Annotated in this window: 24 protein-coding genes; 11 read left to right on the top strand and 13 right to left on the bottom strand. The window is 71.5% G+C overall.

Annotated elements, in window-relative coordinates:
• Positions 1-94: 94 nt before the first annotated feature.
• The 4 genes from ACFPYL_RS07025 to ACFPYL_RS07010 are packed head-to-tail and all read left to right on the top strand — an operon-like array spanning position 95 to position 3,619.
• Positions 95-1,216, top strand: coding sequence for an ABC transporter substrate-binding protein (locus ACFPYL_RS07025; RefSeq protein WP_379152222.1), 1,122 nt, complete (start codon positions 95-97; stop codon positions 1,214-1,216).
• Entirely contained in the window at positions 1,216-2,052 is an 837-nt protein-coding gene (locus tag ACFPYL_RS07020; protein ID WP_379152219.1) for an ABC transporter ATP-binding protein, read from the top strand. Before ACFPYL_RS07025 ends, ACFPYL_RS07020 begins: the two co-directional genes overlap by 1 nt.
• Positions 2,052-2,834 (top strand): ABC transporter permease, encoded by a 783-nt coding sequence (locus ACFPYL_RS07015; protein ID WP_379152216.1) that lies wholly within the window; start codon positions 2,052-2,054, stop codon positions 2,832-2,834. The genes ACFPYL_RS07020 and ACFPYL_RS07015 overlap by 1 nt, the downstream gene beginning before the upstream one ends.
• Entirely contained in the window at positions 2,831-3,619 is a 789-nt protein-coding gene (locus ACFPYL_RS07010) for an ABC transporter permease (protein WP_379152213.1), read from the top strand. The genes ACFPYL_RS07015 and ACFPYL_RS07010 overlap by 4 nt, the downstream gene beginning before the upstream one ends.
• 20 nt (positions 3,620-3,639) lie before the next feature.
• On the opposite strand, the gene ACFPYL_RS07005 is transcribed toward ACFPYL_RS07010, so the two are convergent.
• Both ACFPYL_RS07005 and ACFPYL_RS07000 read right to left on the bottom strand, forming a co-directional pair.
• The gene (locus tag ACFPYL_RS07005; RefSeq protein WP_379152210.1) at positions 3,640-4,380 is read right to left on the bottom strand and encodes a YoaK family protein; all 741 of its coding nucleotides are present in this window, start codon (positions 4,378-4,380) and stop codon (positions 3,640-3,642) included.
• A 45-nt stretch (positions 4,381-4,425) separates the two neighbouring features.
• A complete protein-coding gene (locus ACFPYL_RS07000) occupies positions 4,426-4,974 on the bottom strand; it encodes a TetR family transcriptional regulator (protein WP_379152207.1) in 549 nt (182 codons plus the stop codon).
• A gap of 58 nt (positions 4,975-5,032) precedes the next feature.
• Here ACFPYL_RS07000 and ACFPYL_RS06995 point away from each other — a divergent pair, with 58 nt between their 5' ends.
• Positions 5,033-5,356, top strand: a complete 324-nt coding sequence (locus tag ACFPYL_RS06995; protein ID WP_379152204.1) for a DMT family transporter — start codon at positions 5,033-5,035, stop codon at positions 5,354-5,356.
• Between the two features lie 69 nt (positions 5,357-5,425).
• On the opposite strand, the gene ACFPYL_RS06990 is transcribed toward ACFPYL_RS06995, so the two are convergent.
• Positions 5,426-6,334: a DUF559 domain-containing protein gene (locus ACFPYL_RS06990; RefSeq protein ID WP_379152201.1), complete on the bottom strand. Its 909-nt coding sequence runs from the start codon at positions 6,332-6,334 to the stop codon at positions 5,426-5,428.
• Positions 6,335-6,492: 158 nt separating this feature from the next.
• Positions 6,493-8,154, bottom strand: a complete 1,662-nt coding sequence (locus ACFPYL_RS06985; RefSeq protein WP_379152194.1) for an FAD-binding dehydrogenase — start codon at positions 8,152-8,154, stop codon at positions 6,493-6,495.
• Positions 8,155-8,295: 141 nt separating this feature from the next.
• Between ACFPYL_RS06985 and ACFPYL_RS06980 the strand changes: the two genes are divergently transcribed.
• Positions 8,296-9,564 carry an MFS transporter gene (locus ACFPYL_RS06980; protein WP_379152191.1) on the top strand — a complete coding sequence of 423 codons (1,269 nt, stop codon included), beginning with the start codon at positions 8,296-8,298 and terminating at the stop codon, positions 9,562-9,564.
• Here the strand turns inward: ACFPYL_RS06980 and ACFPYL_RS06975 are convergent.
• Positions 9,554-11,761 (bottom strand): cutinase family protein, encoded by a 2,208-nt coding sequence (locus ACFPYL_RS06975; RefSeq protein ID WP_379152189.1) that lies wholly within the window; start codon positions 11,759-11,761, stop codon positions 9,554-9,556. The two genes, ACFPYL_RS06980 and ACFPYL_RS06975, sit on opposite strands and share 11 nt — an antisense overlap.
• A 160-nt stretch (positions 11,762-11,921) precedes the next feature.
• Here ACFPYL_RS06975 and ACFPYL_RS06970 point away from each other — a divergent pair, with 160 nt between their 5' ends.
• Entirely contained in the window at positions 11,922-14,498 is a 2,577-nt protein-coding gene (locus tag ACFPYL_RS06970) for a hybrid sensor histidine kinase/response regulator (protein ID WP_379152187.1), read from the top strand.
• Here ACFPYL_RS06970 and ACFPYL_RS06965 read toward each other — a convergent pair.
• Positions 14,492-15,475, bottom strand: a complete 984-nt coding sequence (locus tag ACFPYL_RS06965) for an alpha/beta hydrolase (protein WP_379152184.1) — start codon at positions 15,473-15,475, stop codon at positions 14,492-14,494. The two genes, ACFPYL_RS06970 and ACFPYL_RS06965, sit on opposite strands and share 7 nt — an antisense overlap.
• A 34-nt stretch (positions 15,476-15,509) precedes the next feature.
• Between ACFPYL_RS06965 and ACFPYL_RS06960 the strand changes: the two genes are divergently transcribed.
• Complete coding sequence (locus tag ACFPYL_RS06960) at positions 15,510-16,460, top strand: acyl-ACP desaturase (RefSeq protein WP_379152182.1); 951 nt, start codon at positions 15,510-15,512, stop codon at positions 16,458-16,460.
• Positions 16,461-16,463: 3 nt separating this feature from the next.
• Here the strand turns inward: ACFPYL_RS06960 and ACFPYL_RS06955 are convergent, their stop codons facing one another.
• Positions 16,464-16,799 (bottom strand): YciI family protein, encoded by a 336-nt coding sequence (locus tag ACFPYL_RS06955; RefSeq protein WP_379152179.1) that lies wholly within the window; start codon positions 16,797-16,799, stop codon positions 16,464-16,466.
• A gap of 86 nt (positions 16,800-16,885) precedes the next feature.
• On the opposite strand from ACFPYL_RS06955, the gene ACFPYL_RS06950 reads away from it, so the two are divergent.
• Positions 16,886-17,626: an LLM class flavin-dependent oxidoreductase gene (locus ACFPYL_RS06950; RefSeq protein ID WP_379152176.1), complete on the top strand. Its 741-nt coding sequence runs from the start codon at positions 16,886-16,888 to the stop codon at positions 17,624-17,626.
• Here the strand turns inward: ACFPYL_RS06950 and ACFPYL_RS06945 are convergent.
• Positions 17,607-19,580 (bottom strand): PKD domain-containing protein, encoded by a 1,974-nt coding sequence (locus tag ACFPYL_RS06945; protein WP_379152174.1) that lies wholly within the window; start codon positions 19,578-19,580, stop codon positions 17,607-17,609. The genes ACFPYL_RS06950 and ACFPYL_RS06945 overlap by 20 nt on opposite strands.
• A gap of 126 nt (positions 19,581-19,706) precedes the next feature.
• Here ACFPYL_RS06945 and ACFPYL_RS06940 point away from each other — a divergent pair, with 126 nt between their 5' ends.
• A complete protein-coding gene (locus ACFPYL_RS06940; RefSeq protein WP_379152171.1) occupies positions 19,707-19,913 on the top strand; it encodes a hypothetical protein in 207 nt (68 codons plus the stop codon).
• Between the two features lie 16 nt (positions 19,914-19,929).
• Here the strand turns inward: ACFPYL_RS06940 and ACFPYL_RS06935 are convergent, their stop codons facing one another.
• The gene (locus ACFPYL_RS06935) at positions 19,930-20,331 is read right to left on the bottom strand and encodes a hypothetical protein (protein WP_379152167.1); all 402 of its coding nucleotides are present in this window, start codon (positions 20,329-20,331) and stop codon (positions 19,930-19,932) included.
• A 285-nt stretch (positions 20,332-20,616) separates the two neighbouring features.
• Between ACFPYL_RS06935 and ACFPYL_RS06930 the strand changes: the two genes are divergently transcribed.
• Complete coding sequence (locus ACFPYL_RS06930) at positions 20,617-20,745, top strand: hypothetical protein (RefSeq protein WP_379152164.1); 129 nt, start codon at positions 20,617-20,619, stop codon at positions 20,743-20,745.
• Here the strand turns inward: ACFPYL_RS06930 and ACFPYL_RS06925 are convergent.
• The 4 genes from ACFPYL_RS06925 to ACFPYL_RS06910 all read right to left on the bottom strand — a co-directional run bounded on the left by ACFPYL_RS06925 (position 20,730) and on the right by ACFPYL_RS06910 (position 24,653).
• Complete coding sequence (locus ACFPYL_RS06925) at positions 20,730-21,098, bottom strand: hypothetical protein (protein ID WP_379152161.1); 369 nt, start codon at positions 21,096-21,098, stop codon at positions 20,730-20,732. The two genes, ACFPYL_RS06930 and ACFPYL_RS06925, sit on opposite strands and share 16 nt — an antisense overlap.
• A 250-nt stretch (positions 21,099-21,348) precedes the next feature.
• A complete protein-coding gene (locus ACFPYL_RS06920) occupies positions 21,349-22,236 on the bottom strand; it encodes an endonuclease/exonuclease/phosphatase family protein (RefSeq protein WP_379152158.1) in 888 nt (295 codons plus the stop codon).
• Between the two features lie 364 nt (positions 22,237-22,600).
• Complete coding sequence (gene ychF / locus ACFPYL_RS06915) at positions 22,601-23,677, bottom strand: redox-regulated ATPase YchF (protein ID WP_379152155.1); 1,077 nt, start codon at positions 23,675-23,677, stop codon at positions 22,601-22,603.
• Positions 23,678-23,789: 112 nt separating this feature from the next.
• Complete coding sequence (locus tag ACFPYL_RS06910; RefSeq protein WP_379152152.1) at positions 23,790-24,653, bottom strand: MOSC domain-containing protein; 864 nt, start codon at positions 24,651-24,653, stop codon at positions 23,790-23,792.
• Between the last annotated feature and the right edge of the window lie 2 nt (positions 24,654-24,655).

The raw sequence follows: 24,655 nt of genomic DNA, 5'->3' as shown, positions 1-24,655 counted from the left end.
TCGCGTTACGTCGGTCGCGAAGTTCCGCAACGTGGCGCTCCTACGTTCGGGCCGTCTCGGACGCCCGTGATCCGCCGTACCTAGGAGAAACCCCATGACCTTGTCGTTCCGGTCGCACAGGTTGTCGCGCAAGGGTGCCCGACGCACCGCGCTCCAGCTCACCGCCGTCCTCGCCGTCACCACGCTGGGTCTCGCGGCCTGCGGCTCCGACTCGGACGGCTCCGACGGCGCCTCCGGCGACTCCAGCTCCGCCGCGGCCGAGGGCGGGGACTACGGCGACGTCAGCGTCCAGCTGTCCTGGATCAAGAACTCCGAGTTCGCCGGCGAGTTCATCGCCGACTCGAAGGGCTACTACAAGGACGCCGGCTTCTCCTCGGTCAACCTGCTCGCCGGGCCGGTCGCGCAGGAGGAGATCGTGGCGACCGGCAAGGCGGAGTTCGGGCTCAGCAACGCGGTCTCGACCGCGGCCGCCGTCGCGAACTCGAGCTTCCCGCTGAAGATCGTCGGCGCGACGTACCAGAAGAACCCGTTCAGCATCCTGTCGCTGGCCGACAAGGGCAACATCGCCACGCCCGCCGACCTGTGCGGCAAGAAGATCGGCGTCCAGGACCCCAACCTCAGTCTCTTCAACGCCTTCCTCAAGGCCAACGACATCGACCCCAGCTGCCTGACGATCGTGCCGAACTCGTTCGACATCTCGCCGCTCGAGGACAAGCAGATCGACGGCCTGGTCGCCTACCTGACCAACGAGTCGCTGCTGGTGAAGGGCGACGGCTTCGACACCGTCGACCTCCCCTTCGCCGACAACGGCCTGCCGTTCGTCGCGGAGACCGTGATCACGACCGACGACATGATCGCCGACCACCCCGACGAGGTGAAGGCCTTCCTCAAGGCCGAGATCCAGGGCTGGACCGACGCTTGCAACGGCGACGCCGGCTACGAGGAGGGCGCCAAGCTCGCGGTCGACGACTACGGCAAGGACATCGACCCGCCGCTCGAGCTCGACAAGGAGATCGAGCAGGCCAAGCAGCAGTGCGAGGTCCTGGTCAAGAGCGACGAGACCGACGCCAACGGGCTCTTCACGATGAGCCCGGAGATGATCGACGCCAACATCGCTTCGATCAAGGCGGCCGGCATCGACATCTCGACCGAGGACCTCTTCGACAGCTCGCTCGTCGACGAGGTGTACGCCGAGAACCCGGACCTCAAGGGCTGATGAGCCAAGAGTCCACACCGACCGGAGGCAAGCACGCCCTCAAGGGCGAGCTTGCCTCCGGCACCGGCATCCACATCCAGGACCTCACCAAGACGTTCGCCTCCGGGCGACGTGAGGTCACCGCCCTCCAGGACGCCACCCTCCACACCGACCGCGGCAGCTTCCTGTCGCTGCTCGGGCCGTCGGGGTGCGGCAAGTCGACGATCCTGCGGATCCTCGCCGGCCTCGAGACCGCCACCAGCGGCCGAGCCCTGGTCGACGGCAAGACACCGGCCGAGCTGCGGCGCGACCACGAGCTCGGGATCGCCTTCCAGGACTCGGCGCTGCTCCCGTGGCGCAGCGTCGAGTCCAACATCCGCCTGCCCTTCCAGGTCTCGGGCGAGAAGGCGGACGACGCGCTGGTCAAGGAGCTGATCCAGCTGGTCGGGCTCGAGGGGTTCGAGAAGTCGCGTCCCTCCCAGCTCTCGGGCGGCATGCGGCAACGTGTCTCGATCGCCCGCGCGCTCGTCGTGAAGCCCAGCGTGCTGCTGCTCGACGAGCCGTTCGGTGCCCTCGACGACATGACCCGCCAGCGCCTCAACCTGGAGCTGCTGCGGATCTGGACCGAGAAGCCGGCGACCACGCTGATGGTCACCCACGGCATCGCGGAGGCGATCTTCCTCTCCGACAAGGTCGCCGTGATGAGCCCGCGGCCCGGGCGGGTCAAGGAGGTCATCGACGTCGACCTGCCGCGCCCGCGCACCCCGGACATGATGCGGACACCGGAGTTCCACGCCCTGCACGACCACGCCTCCGAGCTGCTCTTCGGCACCGGCGGCGCCGCGATGGGCGACTGATGGCCGGCCGGCTCCGTCGCTGGGTCCCGGGCGTCATCGGGATCGTGTCCGTCGTCGGGCTGTGGTGGGTCCTGGCCGAGCTCTTCTTCACCCCCAAGCAGGTGCCACCACCGCCGGACGTCGTCGCGGTCTTCCGCGACCGCGGCTTCGACTACTACCGCGAGATCTTCTCGGTCACCCTCAAGGAGGCCGCGACCGGCTACGCCTGGGGCGTCAGCATCGCGCTGGTCCTCGCCGTGCTGGTGCTGCTGCTGCCGTTCCTGGAGCCCGTCGTCATGCAGTTCGCGGTCATCACCTACTGCCTGCCGATCGTGGTGCTCGCGCCGATCCTGATCGTCGCCCACGAGATCCCGGTCAAGGGCGGCACCTCCCCCACCGCCATCGACCTGGCCGCCATCTCGGTCATCTTCACCACCGTCGTCGGCGCCGTCCTCGGCTTCCGCAACGTCGACCAGGCGAGCCTCGACGTCGTCGAGGTGTACGGCGGTGGCCGGGTCCAGCAGCTGCGCCGGGTGCGGGTGGTCTCCGCGCTGCCGGCGCTCTTCGCCACCCTCCAGATCGCGGCGCCCGCGGCGTACCTCGGCGCGCTCCTCGGCGAGTGGTTCGACAAGCACCTCGAGATCGGGGTCGGCCCGTCGCTCTACCTCGCCCAGAACAACCGCGAGACGGCGCTGGCCTGGTCGCTCGGGCTCGGCTGCGCACTGGTGTCGGGGCTCGCCTACTTCGCCATCGGCTGGATCGGCAGGATGGTCACCCCCTGGGCGAAGGGCACCGCGCCGTGACCGCGCTCAAGGCGGTCGGGCGGCCGCTCTTCAACCTGCTCTTCGTGCTGGTCTGCCTGGTCATCGCGTGGCAGGTGCTGCTCAACGTCGGTGGCGTCAACGAGCTGGTCGCGCGGACGCCGGAGCAGGTGCTCAGCTGGCTCTTCAGCGACGACTCCGCCAGCGAGAACCGCTCGTCGGTGCTGCACCCGCTGTGGCAGACGCTGATCGACGCCGGCATCGGCTTCGCCGCCGGGCTGCTGGCCGCGACGGCGGTCGCAACCGCGACGTACCTCTGGAAGGGCGTCGAGGCGGCAACCATGCCGGTGGCGATGATCGTGCGGACCGTGCCGCTGGTGGCGCTCGCGCCGATCATCACGCTCGTGGTGGGCAACGGCTTCTGGACGGTCGCCGCGATGAGCGGGATCGTCGTCTTCTTCCCGGCGCTGGTGACGATCTCCTTCGGGCTCCGGTCGGTGACCCAGCAGATGGTCGACGTCGTGCACGTGTACGGCGGCTCCGAGTCGGCCGTGCTGCGTCGCGTGGCCTTCCCGCACGCGCTGCCGAGCTTCTTCGCCGCGATCCGGATCTCGGTGCCGGGCGCGGTGACGGGTGCGCTGATCGCGGAGTTCTACACGACGCCGGACAGCGTCGGGAAGGCCGTCAACCAGGCGCTCGCGCTCTACCAGTACGACACCGTCTGGGCGCTGCTGGTCGTCACGACGCTCGCCTCGATCCTGCTCTACATGGTCGCGCAGCTGCTCGAGCGGCTCGTGCTCACGCGCTACGGACACGTGGCGGGCTGACGCCTGGCCGCGCTCGGTTGTCACGCGGTGTCCACGTTGTCACCGCGTGACAGCCCGACGCGCGCGACGGCACGCCGTTCCCACGCCCGCGCGTGCGTCGCGCCGAGAGCGACGGTCGCCAGGATCACCACGCCGGCGAGCAGGAGACCGGCGCCCAGGTGCCAGCGCAGCAGGGCGGCACCCGTGGCGGCGCCGGCCAGGATCAGGACGACAGCCGCGGCCCGGCGGGCGCTGCCGCCGCCCTTGCCGCTGCCGAGGACGGAGTCCGCCGCGAGGCCGGTGATCGTCGAGGTGACGACGACCGTGGTGACGTCCTTGACCGCGATGAACCGGGCGGTCGCCGCCTGCACCCCCATCGCGGCGCCGAGCAGGGTCGTGACGGTGATGCCCACCGGCCGCGACGGCGACTCGCCGACGACGAGGAGCGTCACGCCGAGCCCGAGGGTCACGACCGCCACCGCGAGGAAGAGCCAGGTCGTCAGGCCGGTCCAGGCCCGGTCGGCCCGACGCAGCACCCGGCCGCCCAGCGCGGCCCCGGCCATGAACCCGATCAGCGCCAGTGCCGGGCCGAGGATCGGCAGGTCGTCGGCGCCGACCAGCGCCATGCCGAGGATCACCACGTTGCCGGTCATGTTGCCCGTGAAGACCCGGTCGAGACCGAGGTAGCCGACGGCGTCGACGATCCCCGTCGTGAACGTCAGGGCCAGCATCAGGCCCAGGTGCATGCGGTCGGGGTGCACGGCGGCGAGGCGATCGGTCACCGCGCCATTGTGGCGACGAGGTGTTTCGCCCTGGTCAACCGGGCGTCACCCCGCCAGGGCCTGGGCCGCCCGAGCGAGGTCGTCGACCCCGCGGGCGAGCTCGTCGGACGGGTCGGTGGCGAGGTCGAGGTGGAAGCCGTAGAGCGCGGAGTCGACGAGGGTGACGATGCGCCCGGCCCGACGGACGGGGGCGCCGCTGCGCACCAGGAAGGCGCGCAGCGCCGCGGTCCAGCGCTCGTTGCTGGCCCGCGCCTCGCTCAGGTAGGGCTCGCTCCCGAACAGTCCGGTCGCGGCGGCCTGCACGTAGACGTCCATGCAGCGGTTGAGCGGCTCCTCGCCGTACGCCGCCCAGAGCCGGTTGACGGCGGTCCGGACGTTCGGGGCCGCCGGCAGCGCGTCGACGGCCACCACGCTGCGGTCCCCTGCGCGGGCGACGACGGCGGAGACGAGGCCGTCGCGGCTGCCGAAGTGGTAGATGAGCATCCGGTCGCTGGTGCCGATCGCGGCGGCGACCGGGCGCAGCGTCAGGCCGACCAGGCCGTGCTCGAGCACGTGGTCGGTGACCTGGTCCAGCAGGTCGTCACGGCGGCTCACGCCCCCAGCGTAGCGAGTGCTACAGTTGTAGCAGTCGCTACACACGGAAGAACTCATCATGCTCGCCGCGATCCTGCTCACCGTCGCCATCGCCCTGGAGGTGACGTCGAGCGCCCTGCTGCCCAAGGCCCAGGGCTTCACGAACGTCCCCTGGACGATCACGGTGATGGCCGGGTACGCCGCCGCGATCTGGCTGCTCACGGTGATCGTGAAGACCGTCCCCGTGTCCGTCGCCTACGCCATCTGGGCGGGCGCCGGCACCGCGCTGGTCGCCGTCGTCGGCTACCTCTTCCTCGGCGAGTCCCTCGGCTGGGTCAAGGCCCTGTCACTCGCGATGATCGTCGCCGGCGTCGTCGGCCTCAACCTCACCGGCGCCCACTGACTCCCCGCCGAGTCGTGACCTTTGGTCACCCGAGTCGTCACTCTTGGTCACCCGAGTCGGGAGTTCTGGTCACCACCGACGGTTCGAGTACGCCGGGACCAGCGCCGCGCGGAGCTCGCGGAGCCACCGGTCGAGCGCCTCGCCCGTGAAGTCGCCGTCGCGGACCACGATCACGGTCCAGCCATGGCGGCGCAGCCAGCCGCGACGCTCCTCGTCGTACGCCTCCCGCCCGTCGTGCGCGTCGCGGCCGTCGTACTCGACGCAGACGCGCAGCCAGGGATAGGCGAAGTCGAGACGGTACGTCGGCACTCCGTCGATCACGATCCAGTACTGCGGCTCGGGCAGCGGCAGGCCGGCGTCGTGGATGGTGATCAGGAGCCAGGACTCGCGTTGGGACTCGATGCTCGGGTCGAGCAGGGTCGCGAGCTCGCGCAGCTGGATCACCCCGCGGCGGCCTCGGAACCGGGGTATCTCACGGAGGACGTCGTCGACGCTGAGCCGGTGGCCACGCGCGAGGGCATTCATCGCGGCGTACGCCTCTCGGCGCCGCAGGTGACAGCCGAGGTCGAGGAGGGTGCGCAGCGGCGTGGTGGCCAGTACGCCGTCGAGCTCCATGACGTCGCGCGGTGCGAGGTCGCGCGTGCGACCGTCGGTGCCGGCCCGCACGGTCGGCTCGTTGCCTCGGAGTGCGCAGGTCTCGATCGGCGGACCGGCCACGTGCTCGGCTCGCACGTGGACGTCGACCTCGTGAAGCCAGGCGGCGGTGCGATCGGTGACCACGTGGTGCGGCGGGACCGCCCGGGCGACGGCCTTCGCCCGCAGGTCCAGGGTGTCGGGCGCCGACGCGGCGACCCAGACCCCGACGACGACCTGGCGGATTTCCCCGCGACGTCGACCGCGGCGCAGGTCGGCGGGGGTGCGGCCCAGCTCGACGAGGTCGGCACGGGTGAACGGGACCTCTGGCCATGACTGGTTCATCACCCGAGGGTGCGCATCAGCCCCCGGTCACCGGGCGGCGCGGCGCCGTACCTGTGGAGCAACGCCGCCGTACTGCGCCTGTGGACGACAACCGGTTCGCCGCTGCGCGGCGCGTGACCAGAACTCCCGAATCGGGTGACCAGAAGTCCCGACTCGGCTCAGATGGCCTGGGCGGCGGCCCGGCCCGCCGTACGACCGGAGAAGAGGCAACCTCCGAGGAACGTGCCCTCGAGCGCGTTGTAGCCCATCATCCCGCCGCCGCCGAAGCCGTTGACCTCGCCCGCGGCGTACAGCCCGGGCAGGGGCGTACCGTCCGAGGTGAGGCAGCGCCCGTCGAGGTCGGTCTCCAGGCCGCCGAGCGTCTTGCGCGTCAGGACGTTGAGGCGTACGGCGATGAGCGGACCCGCCTTGGGGTCGAGGATCTTGTGCGGGCTCGCGACCCGGATCAGCTTGTCGCCGCGGTAGGTCCGGGCGCCGCGGATCGCGGTCACCTGGGCGTCCTTGGTGAAGGAGTTGTCGATCTCGCGGTCGCGCGCCTCGATCAGCTCGCGCAGCTCGGCCTCGACGATCAGGGGCTTGTCCCCCACCTCGTTCATCCCGCGCACCAGGTCGGCCAGGTCGTCGGCCACGATGAAGTCGTCGCCGTGCTGCTTGAACGCCTCGATCGGCCCGGGCGCCCCGGACTTCACCCGGCTGAGCAGCAGCTTGATGTCCTTGCCGGTGAGGTCGGGGTTCTGCTCCGAGCCGGAGAGCGCGAACTCCTTCTCGATGATCTTCTGGGTGAGCACGAACCACGAGTAGTCGTAGCCGGTCGTGCGCAGGTGCGTGAGGGTGCCGAGCGTGTCGAAGCCCGGGAAGTACGGCGCGGGCAGCCGCTTGCCGGTCGCGTCGAGCCAGAGCGACGACGGGCCGGGCAGGATCCGGATGCCGTGGTTGTCCCAGATCGGGTCCCAGTTGCGGATGCCCTCGACGTAGTGCCACATCCGGTCCGGGTTGATCACCCGGGCGCCGGCCGCCTCGGTGATGCCGAGCATCCGGCCGTCGACGTGCGCGGGGACGCCGGCGACCATCGTCTTCGGGGGCGTGCCGAGCCGCTTCGGCCAGGTCTTGCGGACCAGGTCGTGGTTGCCGCCGATGCCGCCGCTGGTCACGATCACCGCCTGCGCGCGCAGCTCGAACTCGCCGACCGCGACCCGGCTCGACGCCTTGCCCCGCTCGATCGCGCTGGGCTCCAGGAGCGTGCCGCGGACGCCCACGACGGCGTCGTCCTCGACGATGAGGTCGTCGACCTGGTGCCGGAAGCCGAAGGTCAGCCGGCCGGTGGCGGCGTGCTCGCGCACGCGTCGCTCGAACGGGTCGACCACGCCGGGGCCGGTGCCCCAGGTGATGTGGAAGCGCGGGACCGAGTTGCCGTGCCCGTCGGCGCGGCCGTCGCCGCGCTCGGCCCAGCCGACGATCGGGAACGTGCGGTGACCCATCTCGCGGAGCCAGGCACGCTTCTCGCCGGACGCGAAGTCGACGTACGCCTCGGCCCAGCGGCGCGGCCACCGGTCCTCCTCGCGGTCGAACTGCGCGCTGCCGAGCCAGTCCTGCATGGCCAGGTCGCGCGAGTCCTTGATGCCCATCCGGCGCTGCTCGGGGCTGTCGACGAAGAACAGGCCACCCAGGCTCCAGAACGCCTGGCCGCCGAGTGACTGCTCGGGCTCCTGGTCGAGCAGCAGCACCCGCTTGCCGGCGTCCGCTACCTCCGCCGCGGCCGCGAGCCCGGCCAGGCCGGCGCCCACCACGATGACGTCACTGGTCTCCACACTCGTGCTCACGGGCGCGATCCTCGCACGTCCGCGCGGGCCGGTGTGGCGCAGGTTACCCATCGGTCACCACTTCCGGTCAGTGGAAGTCCGAGGTGTGACCGCGCTCTCCCCCGGGACACCGTGTGGGCACACCTCTCGGAAGGCTCCACCATGACCAGCACCAGACCCGCCACCATCGACACCGGACGTCGTACGCCGACCGCCACCGGGCTCTGGCCCATCGTGCTGTGCTGGCTCGCCGTCGCGCTCGAGGGCTTCGACCTCGTCGTCATCGGCGCGGTCATCCCCGTCATCAGCAAGTCCGGCGACCTCGGCTTCACCGACGCCTCGCTGACGACCGCCGCCACGATGGGCCTGGTCGGCGTGGGCATCGGCGCCGCCGTGATCGGGCCGGTGACCGACGCGTTCGGGCGGCGCCGCACGCTGATCGCCTGCGTCGCGTGGTTCTCGGTGCTGACGATCGCGGTCGCGTTCGCCCCGAGCGTCGCCGCCTTCACGACCCTGCGCTTCCTCGGCGGCCTCGGCATGGGCGCCTGCCTCCCGATCGCGCTCGCCTTCATGTCCGAGCACGCGCCCGCCTCCCGCAACGGCAGCGCGATGACCCGGGTGATGACCGGCTACCACGTCGGCGCGGTGCTCACCGCGCTGCTGGCGCTGTGGGTCATCGACGCGTGGGGCTGGGAGGCGATGTTCGTCATCGGCGGTGTCGCCGGACTCCTCTTCCTGCCCGTCTTCTGGGTCAAGCTGCCGGAGTCGGAGTCCTACCTCCGCTCCCGCGAGGAGGCCCCCGAGACCCGGCGGCCGAGCCGCGCCGCCGACGTGGTCCGCGGCCCGTTCCTGCGGATCAGCCTCGGCCTCTGGGTCGCGTCCTTCATGGGCCTGCTGCTCGTCTACGGCCTCAACACCTGGCTGCCCAAGATCATGGGCGAGGCCGGCTACTCCATCAACGCAGGTACGACGCTGCTGCTGGTCCTCAACCTGGGCGCCGTCACCGGTCTTCTGGTCGCGGGCCGGATCTCCGACTCCCGGGGCAACAAGCCGACGGTGCTGGTGTGGTTCGGCATCGCCGCGGTCTGCCTGGCGCTGCTGTCGATCAAGCTCGAGAGCACGGCGCTGGTGTACGTCGCCGTGCTGGTCACCGGCGTCTTCGTGTTCAGCGCCCAGGTGCTCGTGTACGCCTTCGTCGGGCACCTCTACCCCGACTACCTCAAGGGCACCGCGCTCGGGCTCTCCGCCGGCATCGGCCGCGTCGGCGCCATCGTCGGTCCCTCGATCACCGGCGCGCTCGTCACCGCGGGCATCGCCTACCCGTGGGGGTTCTACGTCTTCGCGCTCGCGGCGCTGCTCGCCGTGGCCGCGCTGGCCGTCGTACCCGCACACCTGGCGAGCACGACGGCCGGCGAGGACGTCAGGGGCTGACCGTCCGGTCCCACAGGTAGACCTCGCTCTGCCCGTACTGGGCCGGGTCCGTCTCCAGGATGTTGGCCTTGGCCGAGCCGAACACCACGGTCGACGCGTCGTCGTCCGCGGTGGCCAGACCGACCGTGTAGATGTTGCCGTACCCCCGGAGGTCGCCGGCACCGACGGGCTGGGTCCAGGCACCGGCGGGGCGGGCCCGGAACTGGGGGACGACGGCACTGGTCGTCAGCTCGAACTGACCGGTCGACCCGAACTGGAGCGTCGGCGCGTTCGTGGCCATGGCCTTCGTGCCGCTCGCGGTCGCACACTCGATGACGCTGTTGACCGGGTAGCGGCTGCTGGCGGGCGTCTGGTACTCGGCGTACGAGAAGACACTGCCGTCGGCGGCCACGTCGCCGTACGCCGAGCGGGCGTCGTACGCCGTCACGCAGGCGGACCCGTGCTGCGCGTCGGCCTGCCGGTCCCAGAGCGCCGCCGGTCCTGCCCCTGACTGCTGCACGACCGCGACGTAGCGCCCGTCAGGCGAGGCGACCCACGGCCGACCGAACTCCGGGTCGACCATCCAGTCCTGGCTCGCGGGCGGCGCCACGGTGCTCACCGTCTCCCCCACCCGGTCCCAGCTGCGGACGGTGTTGCCCATCGCGCCCTGACCCGTCGGGTCCTCGCGGAAGAACACGGTCGAGCCGTCGGGCGTGATCGAGCCGGCGGACACCGGGACGGCCGTGCCGGGCGACGCGAGCTGGACGGTGTCGGCCTGGGTGTCCCAGACGAAGACGTCGGCCAGGCTGTCGGTGTCACCGGCCAGCTGGGCCTTGGTGGTGAACTCGACGTAGCGGCTGTCGGCGGAGAGCTGGGGCCAGCCGGTCGACTCGTCCCCGACGCCCAGCCGCCTCGTCGTGTCCGTCCCGCGGTCCCAGACGAAGACGTCGGGCGCCGCGCCGTTGGGGTCGCCGAGAACCAGGTCGGAGGCCCGGGAGACGAAGGCGACGTGCTGACCGTCGGCAGACACGTCGGCCTGGTAGCTCTCGCCGTTGGCGGGGCCTCCGCCGAGGGCGTGGCTGATGCGGCTCACGCCGGGCCGGGCCGTCTGCCGCGCCCAGGAGTTGAGCGAGAAGCTCTGCTGCCGGACGACCGCGGGAGCGACCGTCGTGCTCGTGTAGCCGACCACGACGTCGTCGTGGTCGGGGTCGGGCGCGGTCCCCGACAGGTCCAGGTCCGACGACGCCACCACCCCGGCGGGAAGCGTCGTGGCGGCCGGCGCCAGCACGAAGCCCGCGGCAGTCGCCGGCTGGGTGAACGGGTCCCCCTCGCGAGTGAAGAACTGGCTGGCCGGCGACAGGCCGAGCCTGTTCGTCGTCCAGGTCGGGGTCGTGCGGAGCCGCGCGTCCAGCTGGGCGCCCATCTGCCAGCCGATCCGCTTCGCCTTCGTGCTGGTGTCGTGGCCGCTGAACCCGAGGCTGTAGCCGAGGTGGCTCTCCACCCGCTGGTGCCCGGTCGCCCGGGTCGGCTTGCCCCGACGGGACTTCTTCGTCGAGCTGCAGACCGGGTCGTCGCCGGTGCACAGCGCCGTGACCAACCCGCGGCTGAGCAGCGTGCGGGGCAGCGGGACCCGGACCGGCAGGATGCCCGTGCCGCGGGAGCCGCCCAGGTGGGTGATGCGCTCGCGCGGGTTGGCGGTCGGATCGCCCACGAGCACGACTCCGGCGAGGTGGTCGAGGACGTCGCGTCCCGTCGCCGTACGGGACAGGTTGCGCAGCATGGTGCGGACCACGAGGGCGCCCTGGCTGTAGCCGAGGAGCGTCTGGGCCTCGTCCGGGCAGGTCGCGACCCGCTCGACGAGACGCCTGGTGTCCTGGCGCACCTGGGAGCGCCAACCCGCGAAGTACGCCGTGCGCAGGCCGTCTCGCTCGACCTGCTCGAGCCGCGCCCGCGTCAGGGTGGTCTTGGTGCGCGCCACGTACTCGCTCGACGGGGCCAGCGGCCCGACCGAGGCAGCCGCCAGCGACAGCGAGAGCGTCAGACCGGGTCCGCCGTTGCCGGGTGCCATCAGCATGCGGGTCGGCAGCTTCTCCTGGGCGCCGATCTGCTCGTCCTGGCAGGGCACGTCCGCCCGCTGCGTGGCCCGTGGCGGCGCAGCGGCGTCGGCGGGGGCAGCGCCGGGGACGAGCAGGCCGGCGGTCAGGAGGAGGGGAAGCACCAGCTTCAGGGACACGGGAGCGCCGAGGCCGAGATTCGCACCCGCGCACGATACGTCACGCCTGCACCAGTGGTCACAAGTTCGCAGGTCCCGCCCGCTGGTGCCGATAGGGACGACCTGGCGTAGGTGGGGCACCGACGCGGCGAACGCAGGGGGGCGTGTGGAAGCGAGTCGACGCACGGTGGTCGTGCGCGTCCTGTGGGCGATCGAGGTCGCCGTGGTCGCGATCCACCTGGCCGGCCCGAGCGGACGGCTGGGCGACGCGACGTACCTCTTCGGCAACATCGTCCCCGTGGTCCTGGCCGTCCTGGGTCTCCTCGGCGCCGCACCGGGCCGACGCCTGGTCCCGGCCCTGCTCACCGCGAGCATCACCCTGGCCGCGGTCGGCGACGCCGTGCTCGTCGCCCACACCTGGAGCACCGGCGAGGCGGACCGGTCGGTCGCGGACGCGCCGTACCTGATCGGCTATGCGTGCCTGGTCGGCGCGCTCGTGGTGGTCACCGTCGCCCGGAGCGACGGACGCCGCTTCGCTCCGGACGCGCTGCTCGACGTGGTGACCGTCGCGGTCGTGAGCGTGCTGGTCGTGTGGACCTGCACCGTCGACCAGCTCGCCACCGAGGACACGACCGGCGAGTTCACGCGGGTGGCCTGGGTGGCCTTCCCGGTCCTCGACGCCCTGCTGATCGGGCTCGCGCTGCGCGCCCTGCTGCACGGCCGGACCCGGCGCGCGGTCGGAGTGCCGCTCGCGATCGGCATCTGGTGCTGGCTGTTCTCAGACCTCGCGTTCTACGTGCTCGCCATCGAGGGCACCTTCTCGGCGTTCGCGCAGGCCGGCTGGATGCTCAGCTCGATGGCGCTCGCCACCGCGACGTTGCGCCGGCCGACCGCGGTCGAGGGGGTCCAGCACGACCTCGACGACCGACGGACGCACGGCAAGCTCATCATCGCGATCGTCCCGCTGCTGGTGCCGACGGCCCTGTGGTCGCTGGGCAGTCGCCTCGGCATGGTCATCGATCCGTCGACGATGCTCCTCGGGAACCTGTCGCTCGTCGCCCTCGCCTTCGTGCGCACGGCGCGGCTGCTCCGCTCCGAGAGCCAGGCTCGCCTCGAGCTCGCCGCCGCCCGCGACGCGGCGCTGGAGGGCTCCCGCGCGAAGTCGGAGTTCCTGGCGACCATGAGCCACGAGATCCGGACCCCGATGAACGGCGTGATCGGGCTGACCGGCCTGCTGCTCGCCTCCGAGCTCGACGACCGGCAGCGCACGTACGCCGAGGGCGTGCGCACGGCCGGCGACGCGCTGCTGATGATCATCAACGACATCCTCGACTTCTCGAAGGTCGAGGCCGGGCACCTCGAGCTCGAGACGATCGACTTCGACCCGGTGCGGATGGTGGACGAGGTCGCCGAGCTGGTGGCCGAGTCGGCCGGCGAGAAGCAGCTCGAGCTGCTCGCCTCCTGCACGCCCGGGATGCCGTCCCGGCTCCAGGGAGACCCGTCCCGGCTGCGCCAGGTGCTGCTCAACCTGGCGAGCAACGCCGTGAAGTTCACCGAGACCGGCGAGGTGGTGGTCCGCGCCCAGGTCACCGGCCGCACGACCGAGTGGGACGAGTCGGGTCGCCGCGCCGACGGCGCCGACGTCGCGACGGTGCGGTTCGAGGTCCGCGACACCGGCATCGGCGTCGACACCACCGACCTGACCCGGCTCTTCGACCCCTTCTCCCAGGCGGACTCGTCCACCACGCGGCGGTACGGCGGCACCGGCCTCGGCCTCGCGATCTGCCGCCAGCTCGTGGAGGCCATGGGCGGCGCGATCGGCGTCGACAGCGTGCTCGGCCAGGGCAGCACGTTCTGGTTCTCGGTGCCCCTCGGCGTCGTGGACGAGCCGGGGCCCGCAGCCCTCCCCACCCGCGACGTCCTCGTCGGCGAGCGCGTGCTCGTCGTCGACGACAACGCGACCAACCGGATGATCCTCGAGGACCAGCTCACGGCCTGGGGCATGACGGTCGACGTCGTCGCCGACGGGCCCAGCGGGCTGGACGCCCTGACCCGCGCGGCGGCCGCGAGCACGCCGTACGACCTGGGCGTGCTGGACCTGTGCATGCCGGGGATGAACGGCCTCGACCTGGCCCGCGCGGTCGGCGCCGCGCCCGAGCTCGACGGCACCGTGCTGGTGCTGCTGACGTCGAGCCCGGCCGTCGGCCCGGCCGAGGCGACTGCGGCGGGGTTCGCCGCGCTGCTCTCCAAGCCGGTCCCGCTCTCGCGGCTGCGCACGACACTGCTCGACGTGCTCACGCCGGCGAGCCCCGCGCCGGTGCCGCAGCCGAGCGAGGCCGACCCGGTCGCGGCCCCGTCCCGGGGGCGGGTGCTCGTGGTCGAGGACGGCGAGATCAACCAGATCGTCGCCGAGGGGATCGTCCGGGCGTGCGGCTTCGAGGTCGACCTCGCCGACGACGGCGTCGAGGGCCTGGCGGCGATGGCCGCACGGGACTACGACCTGGTGTTCATGGACGTGCAGATGCCGGTCATGGACGGGTTCGCCGCGACCCGCGAGATCCGGGTCCGCGAGGCCGACGGGCGGCGTACGCCGGTGATCGCGATGACCGCGAGCGCGATCGACGGCGACCGCGAGCGCTGCCTGGACGCCGGCATGGACGACTACCTCACCAAGCCGATCTCGCCCGCGGCGGTCGCCGCGGCACTCGAGCGGTGGGTCGCACCGCTCGGCGTACGTCAATAGAGCGCGGCGCGCTGCGACGCGACGATCGCGGCCATCGCGGGCCGGGCGGCGTGCGAGAAGTACGGGAAGCTCAGGAACCCGTGCGGCATCTGGTGGAAGTCCTCCACCGTCACGTCGTTGCCGGCATCGGCGAGGGCCTGTGCGTAGCGGACGCCGCTGTCGTGCAGCGGGTCCAGACCGGCGACGACGACCACCGCGGGCGGTAGGCCGGAGAGGTCCGGGGCGAGGATCGGCGAGAGCCGGAAGTCGGTGCGGTCGACCTCCTCGCTGAGGTAGTGCTCGCGGAAGACCTCGATGTCGTCGTTGCTGAGGACGATGCCCAGGACGTTGCCCAGGAACGACTCGTCGTCGCGGGAGGCGTCGGTCATGTCGGTGGCCGGGTAGACCAGCGCCTGGTGCCCGATCGCCGGTCCGTGCTCGTCGCGGGCCATGATCGACACGACGGCGGCGAGGTTGCCACCGGCGCTGTCGCCGATCACCCCGATCCGCGCCGGGTCGCCGCCGAGGGCGGCCGCGTGGGCGGCGGTCCAGAGCAGGGCGTCGTAGCAGTCCTCGACGGCCGCCGGGAACTTGTGGGACGGCGCGAGCCGGTAGTCCACCGACACCACGACGGCGTCGAGGTCCGCGGCGACGGTGCTGCAGATCCAGTCGCACTGCCGGGCGCTGCCGAGCACGAAGCCGCCGCCGTGGATGTTCAGCACGACCGGTCGCGGGGTCCGCGACCAGGCGTCCGGCGTGTAGATCCGCAGCGGCAGGTCGCCGCCGCGCGCCGGGAAGCTGTCGGTGCGGACCGTGACGCCCTTGCGCAGCCGGCCGAGCAGCAGCGCCGCGACACCACCGTCCGGGATGACCGTCGTCTGCGCCTTCTCGAGCTGCTCGGGCGTCATCTTGGCGACCGACATCGCGGGCGTGGACTTCATCAGCCTGTCGAGGGCACGGACACCGAGGCGCAGCTTCGTCGTGGTCTTGGAGGTCATGGTGCTGCCAGTCTAGAAGTGGTTCGATGGCCGGGTGACCGCACCGGAGCACCTGCTCGAGGCACTCGAGCCCGTCGTCGCCGAGAACCTGGACCGCCACCTGGGGGTCGCCCAGGAGTGGCACCCCCACGACTACGTCCCGTGGAGCCAGGGGCGCGACTTCGCGTTCCTCGGCGGTGAGGACTGGGCGCCGGAGCAGTCGCAGCTGTCAGAGACGGCCAAGGCCGCGATGTTCACCAACCTGCTGACGGAGGACAACCTGCCGTCGTACCACCGCGAGATCGCGACCCGCTTCGGTCGCGACGGGGCATGGGGCACGTGGGTGGGGCGCTGGACCGCGGAGGAGAACCGGCACGGCATCGCGATGCGCGACTACCTCGTCGTGACCCGCGGCGTGGACCCGGTCGAGCTCGAGCGGGCCCGGATGGACTACATGACCTCCGGCTACGACTCCGGCGACAAGACGGCCCTCGAGGCAGTCGCCTACGTGTCCTTCCAGGAGCTCGCGACCCGCGTCTCCCACCGCAACACCGGCAAGGTGACCAACGACCCGATCGCCGACAAGATGCTGGCCAGGATCTCCAAGGACGAGAACCTGCACATGATCTTCTACCGCAACATCGTGGCCGCGGCGCTGGAGATCGCGCCCGACGCCACGATGCAGGCGATCGCCAAGGAGGTCATCGGCTTCGAGATGCCGGGCGCCACCATGGCCGGCTTCCGGCGCAGCTCGATGATCATCGCGAAAGCCGGGATCTACGACCTGCGGCTGCACCACGACGAGGTGATCATGCCGGTGCTGCGCGCGTGGAACGTCTTCGACCGCACCGACCTCGGCCCCGAGGGCGAGCAGGCCCGCGAGCAGCTCGGCGCCTTCCTCGAGGCCCTCGACGCGCAGGCGACCAAGTTCGTCGACCGGCGCGCCGAGAACCGCGCCCGGGTCGCCGCCCGCGACGACGGCGTCAGCCCCGACATCGCGTCCTGAGGGTCAGTCCTCCCAGAACGCCCGCAGCTCCAGGCGACCCGACGCGGCCATCGGGTGCGCGGCCGCGACCTCGATCGCCTCGTCGAGGTCGGCGCACTCCAGGACGTCGAAGCCGACGATCCACTCATGGGTCTCCGCGAACGGGCCCTCGGTCACGCTGACCTTGCCGTCGCGACGGCGTACGACGACGGCCTGGTCGGCGGGGCGGAGCCGTTCGCCGAGCAGGCGGGTGCCGGCGGCGTCGTTCTTCTCCACCCACTCCTCGATCGGCACGGTGCCGGTCTCGTCGACGTCGGCGGGTCGGTCGGGGTCGGTTGCGACGAACATCAGGTACTTCACGGTCACTCCTCGGTGGTGGGACTTCATCCTCGTACACCGCGATGACGGGCGAGCGGGTGTCGGATCGACATGAGAGCGTGAGCAGCATGAGTCTGGTCACCGGTGTCGTCTTCCGCCCGCAGTCGCCGCCCGAGGAGCTGCGCGCCGTCGTCGAGCACGCCGAGGCGGCGGGCCTGGCGGAGCTCTGGCTGTGGGAGGACTGCTTCCTCGAGGGCGGGCTGACGACCGCGGCGGCCGCGCTGGCGTGGTCGACCAGGCTGCAGGTCGGCATCGGGCTGCTGCCGGTGCCGCTGCGCAACCCGGCCCTGGCGGCGATGGAGGTCGCGACCCTGGCCCGGCTCTTCCCGGGCCGGCTCACGGTCGCGCTCGGGCACGGCGTCCTGGACTGGATGGCGCAGGTCGGCGCGGGCGTCGAGTCACCGATGACGCTGCTGCGCGAGCACACCGAAGCGGTCCGCTCACTGCTCGCCGGTGAGACCGTCACCGTCTCGGGGCGCTACGTCCGCCTCGACCGGGTCGCGCTGGACTGGCCGCCGGAGGTCCCGCCGACTCTCCTCGTCGGCGCGCGGGGGCCACGCACGGTCGCCCTGGCCGGTGAGGTCTCCGACGGTGTCCTCCTCGACTCGGTCGTCGACGCGGACGTCGTACGACGTGCGCGGGAGGTCGTCGGCCCGGAGCGGCAGGTCCTGGCCTACACCGAGCGCGCTGACGCCGCCGGGCTCGGCGACTGGGTGGCCGAGCTCGGCGAGGCCGGGGCCGACACGGTGATCCTGCAGGCCACCGAGCACGACCCCGACCCGCGACGGCTCATCGACGCACTGGCCTGACGACCCGCAGGGCGAGGCGGACTGCCTTGCTCGAGCCGATGTCGTTGGTGGCGACCACCGTGACGACGTACCGGCCGGGGCGCAGCGTGCGCTTCCCGATCCGGGCGCCCAGCGCCACGGTCGAGGTGCCTGCCGGCAGTGCCCGCACCACGGTGGCACGGCTGGGGCGACGCCCCGCGCCGGTGATCGCCACCCGCACGGTCGCGGCACCGGAGAGCCGCAGCTCGAGCCGCGCCTTCCGCGGCGCCCGGATCCGGGCCTTGTCGAGGTGGGCCGACAGGATCCGCGGGGCCGACACCGTGGGCGTCGGAACGGTCGTCGGGGTGGGGGTGGGCGTCGGTGTGGGCGTCGGCTCTGGGGTCGGCTCCGGCGCGGCGACCGTCACCGTCGCGGTGGCCCGGGTGGTGTTGCCGTGGACGTCGGTGGCGACCACCTGCACCGGGTAGCTGCCGGCTGCGGCGAACGCGTGGCTCACCGACGGACCGACCGCGGTCGCCCCGTCGCCGAAGTCCCAGGTCACCTCACCCAGGTCCGACCAGGTGTCGGCGACGTCGACCGCGAAGTCGAGCGTGTCGCCGGTCTCGGCCGTGCTCGGCGCCGCGAGACCGGACAGCACCGGGCCGGTGCCGTCGAGGACGGCGGAGCGGACGACGTACGACGTGGTGACGCCTGCCCACGACGCGACGGCGTCGCCGTCCGGCGACATCGTGATCACGGGGTTGGTCGAGCTGGCGTCCGCGTCGAGGGTGACCGGCTCGGTCCAGCTGCCGCTCGCGTCGGCGGTCGCACCCATCGTGGACATCGAGAACGTCTCGTCCTCCGCGACCCAGATCGCGGCCACGCGACCGTCCGGAGCGACGTCCAGCGCCACCCCGTCGGCCGGCCCGTAGGCGCTCCCCGGCGAGGTCCCGATCGTGACGGCCTGGGTCCAGCCGGAGCCGGTCAGACGAGCCGTGCGGATCGCGTAGGAACCGGCAGCATTCTCGGTCCACGCGGCGGTGACGACGCCCTCGGCGTCGCTGGCGAGGTCCACGGCGCGGGCATCGGTGGCGAGGTCCGACAGGTCCGACGGGTCGGTCCATGCGCCACCGAGCACGCTGGTCGCTGTCTGGACCCGCGACCTGGTCGCACCGTCGACGACGACGTCCTGGCGCCAGCCGGCCACCGCGGTGCCGTCCGGGGTGATGACCAGGTCGGGGTTCGCCGCCTCGAGGGGCAGCGGGTCGGAGACGTGGGTCGGCGTGCTCCAGGCACCGCCTGCGGCGCGGTAGGCGCCCTCGACCATGAAGATGCCGGCGCCGATCGGGCTGATCTGGCGCCACAGCGCGACGACCCCGCCGTGCCCGTCCACCCGCAGGAGCGGCGACTCGGAGGCCCAGCCGTCCGGGGACAGCTGCACGGGGTCGGTCCAGGTCGCGGATCCGGCCGGCCGGTCGATGGTGTGGAGACGGTACGCCGAGTCCTTCCAGGCGACCGTGAGAGCACCGTCGGCCCCAGCCGTGATCGTCGAGTAGACCCCGTCCTCCGCCAGCTGCAGCGGGGGCGTCCACCCACCGTCGGGCGTGCTCTGCGCGAACCAGGTCGACGAGGGCCAGCCCTGGTCCCAGACGGCGTACGCCGTACCGCCGGCGTCGACCGCGAGCTCCGGAGCGCTGCCGTCGACGTCGGCCGCCGAGAGGGTGACCGGCGGGTCCCAGTCGGCGCCGGGTGAACGACGGGAGACCACGGCCAGCTGGTGGCTCCCGTTGCCGCCCCACGAAGAGGTCCACGCGGTGCCGTCCGGACCGACGACCTGGCGCCAGACGCCGGCCCCGCTGGCGAAGACCGCGAGCTCGGAGACCGGCGTGGTCCAGGTCGGGGTGGCGGACGCGCCGGGCGGCACCGTGACGACGGCGGTGGCGGCGAGGCCGAGCCCGGCGGCGACGAGGCCGAGGCGGTGGCGGATGGGGTTCACGAGAGGCTCCTGTGCGGTCGTTTCCGAGTGATGACCGCAGCCTCGCCGGGCCTACTTGGAGACCGCTGGGGACCGGCTGGGACCGCCCGTCCTCAGGTCCACGCGCTCCCTGCCGATGATCACGGCATGACGAACTCCGCCGACCCCGAGACCTGGGTCGCCGGCTGGCTCGACGACTTCCGTCTCTGCCTGCACGGCGCCCACGGCACTGCCTGGCGCGCGCGTGCCGAGCAGGAGCTGCGCACGACCAACTCCGCGCTGGCCAGCGACCGCCAGCGGGCGGCCGCGTGGCGGCGTACGCGCGAGGAGATCCTCGGCGTCTCCGCCGCCTGACCTTCGTCGGGCGGGATCAGCCCCGGCAGGCAGCCATGTCGACGCGGTAGGGCTTCGCGTCGGTGCGGCCTTCGGCTGCGTACTTCACGATGCCGCCCTTCACGGCCCAGAACTGGTCGCCGTACAGGACGAACGTCTGGCCCGACGAGCAGCCGACCTTGTCGGGGGCGACCAGCCCGGTGTCGTCGACGCAGCCGGCGTACTTCTTGTCCAGAGTCGCGCCCTCCACCCAGATCTCCGCGCACGCGGGGCCCTCGGGGGCGGCGCTGCTCTCGGTGTCCGTGGGGCTGGCAGCCGCTGTCGTGGGGTCGTCGGTGGCCGTCGAGCCGCCCGAGTCGGAGCCGCAGGCCGTGACGAGGAGCAGCAGCGCGCCGACGAGCAGGCCGGTGCAGGTACGGCGGATCGTCGTGGCGCTCATGGGGTGAGTGTAGGCCGCACCCCTCGGTGGTGTGGTCCATCGCACGGAGAGGTTTCGCGGGCCGGCCGAACGGACACCTATCAGCCGATTCTCGGAGTCATGCCGTCATGGAGGAGCGCCGCACCGTGTCCCGGACCATCGAACGCCACGAGCACGAGTGGCACCTGTCGTCGGTCGAGTTCGACGACGGCGCCAGCGTGGTCTCGTTCGAGTGCGAGCACTGCCCGGACGTCGTCTTCCGATGACGTCCACCCCCGACGGCCCTGCCCAGACGGAGGTCTGACCATGGACACCTGCCCGATCTTCACCGCTGTCGCCCGCGACCTGGACCTCGACCCGGAGCTCCTGCTCACCACGCCCGAGGTGGACGCCGCCCCGGCGTCGGCCAACGCGGGCCGTCAGGCGCTGCGGTAGTCCTCGAGCGCCCGCTCCATCGCTCCCCGCGGCAGTCGTACGGCAACACGCCCGGGCTCGACGGCCGCCAGGCGCTCCTCGATCCGGTGCAGCTGGGACTGGAGGTCCCGCACTCCCCCGCCCCACACGCTCGAGCCCTCGTCGGTCAGCTCGAAGGTCCAGTCCTCGTAGACGCGGACCAGGTCGGCCCCGGCCAGCCTGCCCAGCGCACCCTCGACCTCGGCCTCGAGCAGGACGGCGTGGTTGATCCAGTCGGCCGAGGCGATCAGCTCGAGCAGCGTGCACCGGCGGTCGTACACGGCGATCGCTGCGAACACCCAGGCGTCGGCGGGCTCCCAGGGCGCGGACGTCATGCGGACAGTGTGACCGCTTGGTCTGGCCATGCGACGTCCCGGGTCATCAGTTCAATTGGGCCCGCGCCCACTCCTACACCAAAGCCCGGTCGAGGCGTGGCAGCGGCTTCGGCGTGCGGACGCTCACTCGATCTCGGCTGCTGAGTCCCCTCGTTTAGACATGCCACGGCCGCCCCACCCGCCAGAAGGTGAACGGGATGGGCGGCGTGCGAAGGCCGGTGGAGGGTCGCCGCCTCAGCAGAAGGGTCGGTCAGCAGCCCGGGGAACCGTCGCAGATATTGACGCTGCCCTGGAGGAGACGATGGTCGGAACCCGGCATGCTGATGACTGTCGAGCTGAAGTCGTCCACATCGTTGTCACCCTTGAAGTAACCCTTCTTCAAGAAGATGTAGTCGATCTTCTTCGGATTGTCTCCAGCGCCGAAGCCGTGGGTCGGCACGTTGCATCGGCTGTAATCGGAGTCGCCCGGCGCGGGCACGCGTCGCGCGTTGGGGTGGCAGTTGTCGATCTCCTCGAAGTGCCCCGTCCCGGCGGGCGTACCGCTCGAGTAGACGCCGCTGAGCGCTGCCGAGTTCGGCACGGCGTTCATGTCGCCGCCGAAGATGAGTGCCTTGCCGCCAGCGTGGCCGTAGGCGAAGTCGGTCGCGGTCTGGATCTGGGTCGCGATGAGGTTCGGCTTCGTGGGCGTGTTGCTGGGAGCGATGTGCGTGTTGCAGACGACGGCTGGGTACGCAAACGAGTCGACGTCTGCACACGTGATCGTCTGCGGGTGCTTGGCCCCAGGCTGGTCAGGGGTTCCCGTCTCATCAGCAGTCAGCTTGAGCACCGACACCGTTCCGAACGACTTCGACTCGGGGATGAAGATCGCGTTGCCGAACCCCTCGTCGTTGCCGAGCGGGCACCCGGGGCGCGTTGCGGACCCGTTCGCCCCGATCGGGGTGAAGAGAACCTTCAGTGGCCAGGTCCGTGAATCGGACTGAGAGCGGGTCACGATGTCATTGGCCTGGCTCTCACAGATCTCGCTGACCAGGATCGCGCGTGGCTTGAAGGCGTCGATCTGGTCCAAAAACGCGAACACGTGGGTGTTGGAAGGGAACGAGCCCCCTGCGCACCCGGCTCCGCAGTAGTTGAAGGTCATGATCCGCTGGCCCCCGACGGGAGCCGCCGCCTGCGCTGGCGCGGCCATGGGTAGAGCAGCGACAAGCAGAGAGAGGACCGCGACGACGCGTAGCCGCCGGGCCGCTCTCCGATCAGTGTGGTTAGTGACCGAGTTCATCTGAACCTCCTGAGCCTCAAGGCGTGATCGCCTTTCCGAGATGTGGCTCGTTCGACGTTAGCCAGTGATGAGTCGCGCGGCCAGCATCGCCCCGGACCACTGAGCCCTTCGGGTCGCAGGAGCGCCTCAGGTTTCGAGCCGCCCGTCGCGGCCTCGCGGGCTCGGCCGCGGGGCCCCCTCAACCTCTTCGGGTCGCAGGTCGCGAGCTCCGCTCGCGCCCTGCGCCTCAGACGTTGAAGCGGAACTCGACCACGTCGCCGTCGGCCATGACGTAGTCCTTGCCCTCCATGCGGACCTTGCCGGCCTCCTTGGCCTTCTGCATGGAGCCGAGGCCGATCAGGTCGTCGAAGGAGACGATCTCGGCCTTGATGAAACCGCGCTGGAAGTCGGTGTGGATGACACCGGCGGCCTCGGGAGCGGTGGCGCCCTGGGGGATCGTCCAGGCGCGGGTCTCCTTGGGGCCTGCGGTCAGGTAGGTCTGCAGGCCGAGGGTCTCGAAGCCGACCCGGGCCAGCACCTCCAGGCCGGGCTCCTCGACGCCCATCTCGGCGAGCATCTCGCGGGCCTCGGCGTCGTCGTCCAGCTCCACGAGCTCGGACTCGAACTTCGCGTCCAGGAAGATCGCCTCGGACGGCGCGACCAGCGCGCGCATCTTGTCCTTGAGCGACTCGTCGGACAGCTCGTCGGCGTCGCAGTTGAAGACGTAGATGAAGGGCTTCGCGGTCAGCAGCGAGAGCTCGCGGACCAGGGTCCGGTCGACCTTGGTGGCGATGATCGGCGTACCGGCCTCGAGGTGGCCGAGCGCCTCCTTCACGGCGTCGAGCACGGCGGCCTGGGACTTGTTCATCCGGGCCTCCTTCTCCAGCCGCGGGATCGCCTTCTCGACGGTCTGCAGGTCGGCCAGGATCAGCTCGGTCTGGATCGTCGAGATGTCGTTGCCGGGGTTGACCTCGCCGTCGACGTGGGTGACGTCCTCGTCGCGGAAGACCCGGGTCACCTGGCAGATCGCCGACGACTCGCGGATGTGGGAGAGGAACTTGTTGCCGAGACCCTCACCCTCGGACGCCCCCCGCACGATGCCGGCGATGTCGACGAACTCGACCGTCGCCGGGATGAGCTTGGCCGACCCGAAGAGCTCCGCGAGCTGCGGGAGCCGTCCGTCCGGGACGCCCACGACGCCGACGTTGGGCTCGATGGTCGCGAACGGGTAGTTCGCGGCGAGCACGTCGTTCTTGGTCAGTGCGTTGAAGAGGGTGGACTTGCCCGCGTTGGGGAGCCCGACGATGCCGATGGTGAGTGCCACGGGCGGTCACTTTACGGGCGTACGACGACCGCGCCCCAATCCGGCCGTGACCCGGGCGGCGGTGAGCAGGCAACCTTTCTCGCCACGCAATCAGCGGCCTTCGGTTGCTGACTCACCGCTGGGTGGCAGCCGGTCGGATCGGCCCCGCACCCGACGGCACCCGGTCGAGGACCGCGAGCTCGTCGCCGACCCGGATCTCGACGCCCGGGGTGTCCGGCACCAGGTTGACGCCGAACCACGTCGCCCCGTCCCACCGGCGGATCTTCGCGAGCGAGCGGATCGGCTCCTTCTCGCGTACGGCGGTCTCCGGGTCGATCGTCGTGAGCACACAGCGGGCGCAGCCCTTGACCGCGCGGAAGACGGCGTCGCCGATGCGGATCCGGCGCCAGTCGTCCTCCTCCCAGGCCTCGGTCCCGGACATCACCACGTTGGGCCGGAAGCGGGTCATCGGCAGCGGCTCGCGCTCGGTCGCGCTGGACGCGAGCACCTCGTCGTTCAGGGCGGCCAGCGACGCCTCGGTGGCGACGAGCACTGGGAAGCCGTCTGCGAACGAGACCCGGTCGTCGGGCTTGCTGAACTCGATGCTGGTCGGGCGCCGCGTCGGGTCGTCGAGGTGCACGAGGCGTGCCGAGCGCTCGATCACCTTGCTGAACCACGCGTCGGCCTCGGGACCGGCCGTCGCGGCCGTGAGCTGCGAGCCCCAGATCGCGACCGGCACCTGGGTCTCCGGGTCCGGCGTGGGCACGTCGAGCGGTGGCAGGTCGGGTGCGGTCAGCCGCAGCCCGTCGGCCGTGATCTCGGGGTGGACGAGCACCAGCCGGTTGGCCTCGCGGGCGGTGATGACCTCCCCCGCCTCGTCGACGACCATCCACCGCCGGTCGCCCGCCAGACCCCACGGCTCGACGACCGCCGAGTCGACCGACCAGCCGCGGCACGACTTGATCGGGAACCGGTTGATCGCGGAGAGGTGGGCCACGG

This window comes from Nocardioides hankookensis (genome assembly GCF_042658885.1).
Lineage (GTDB): Bacteria > Actinomycetota > Actinomycetes > Propionibacteriales > Nocardioidaceae > Nocardioides > Nocardioides hankookensis.
Note: the sequence above shows the minus strand (reverse complement) of the source record. Positions and strands in the feature narration are given on the sequence as shown.

What these genes read in the sequence shown, in the direction of transcription:
- ACFPYL_RS06920 (WP_379152158.1), bottom strand. Translation starts at nt 22,236, where the DNA reads ATGACCTTCAACTACTGCGGAGCCGGGTGCGCAGGGGGCTCGTTCCCT.
- ACFPYL_RS06990 (WP_379152201.1), bottom strand. Translation starts at nt 6,334, where the DNA reads ATGAACCAGTCATGGCCAGAGGTCCCGTTCACCCGTGCCGACCTCGTC.
- ACFPYL_RS07025 (WP_379152222.1), top strand. Translation starts at nt 95, where the DNA reads ATGACCTTGTCGTTCCGGTCGCACAGGTTGTCGCGCAAGGGTGCCCGA.
- ACFPYL_RS06995 (WP_379152204.1), top strand. Translation starts at nt 5,033, where the DNA reads ATGCTCGCCGCGATCCTGCTCACCGTCGCCATCGCCCTGGAGGTGACG.
- ACFPYL_RS06930 (WP_379152164.1), top strand. Translation starts at nt 20,617, where the DNA reads ATGGACACCTGCCCGATCTTCACCGCTGTCGCCCGCGACCTGGACCTC.
- ACFPYL_RS06925 (WP_379152161.1), bottom strand. Translation starts at nt 21,098, where the DNA reads ATGACGTCCGCGCCCTGGGAGCCCGCCGACGCCTGGGTGTTCGCAGCG.
- ACFPYL_RS06980 (WP_379152191.1), top strand. Translation starts at nt 8,296, where the DNA reads ATGACCAGCACCAGACCCGCCACCATCGACACCGGACGTCGTACGCCG.
- ACFPYL_RS06965 (WP_379152184.1), bottom strand. Translation starts at nt 15,475, where the DNA reads ATGACCTCCAAGACCACGACGAAGCTGCGCCTCGGTGTCCGTGCCCTC.
- ACFPYL_RS06940 (WP_379152171.1), top strand. Translation starts at nt 19,707, where the DNA reads ATGACGAACTCCGCCGACCCCGAGACCTGGGTCGCCGGCTGGCTCGAC.
- ACFPYL_RS07020 (WP_379152219.1), top strand. Translation starts at nt 1,216, where the DNA reads ATGAGCCAAGAGTCCACACCGACCGGAGGCAAGCACGCCCTCAAGGGC.
- ACFPYL_RS06935 (WP_379152167.1), bottom strand. Translation starts at nt 20,331, where the DNA reads ATGAGCGCCACGACGATCCGCCGTACCTGCACCGGCCTGCTCGTCGGC.
- ACFPYL_RS07015 (WP_379152216.1), top strand. Translation starts at nt 2,052, where the DNA reads ATGGCCGGCCGGCTCCGTCGCTGGGTCCCGGGCGTCATCGGGATCGTG.
- ACFPYL_RS06950 (WP_379152176.1), top strand. Translation starts at nt 16,886, where the DNA reads ATGAGTCTGGTCACCGGTGTCGTCTTCCGCCCGCAGTCGCCGCCCGAG.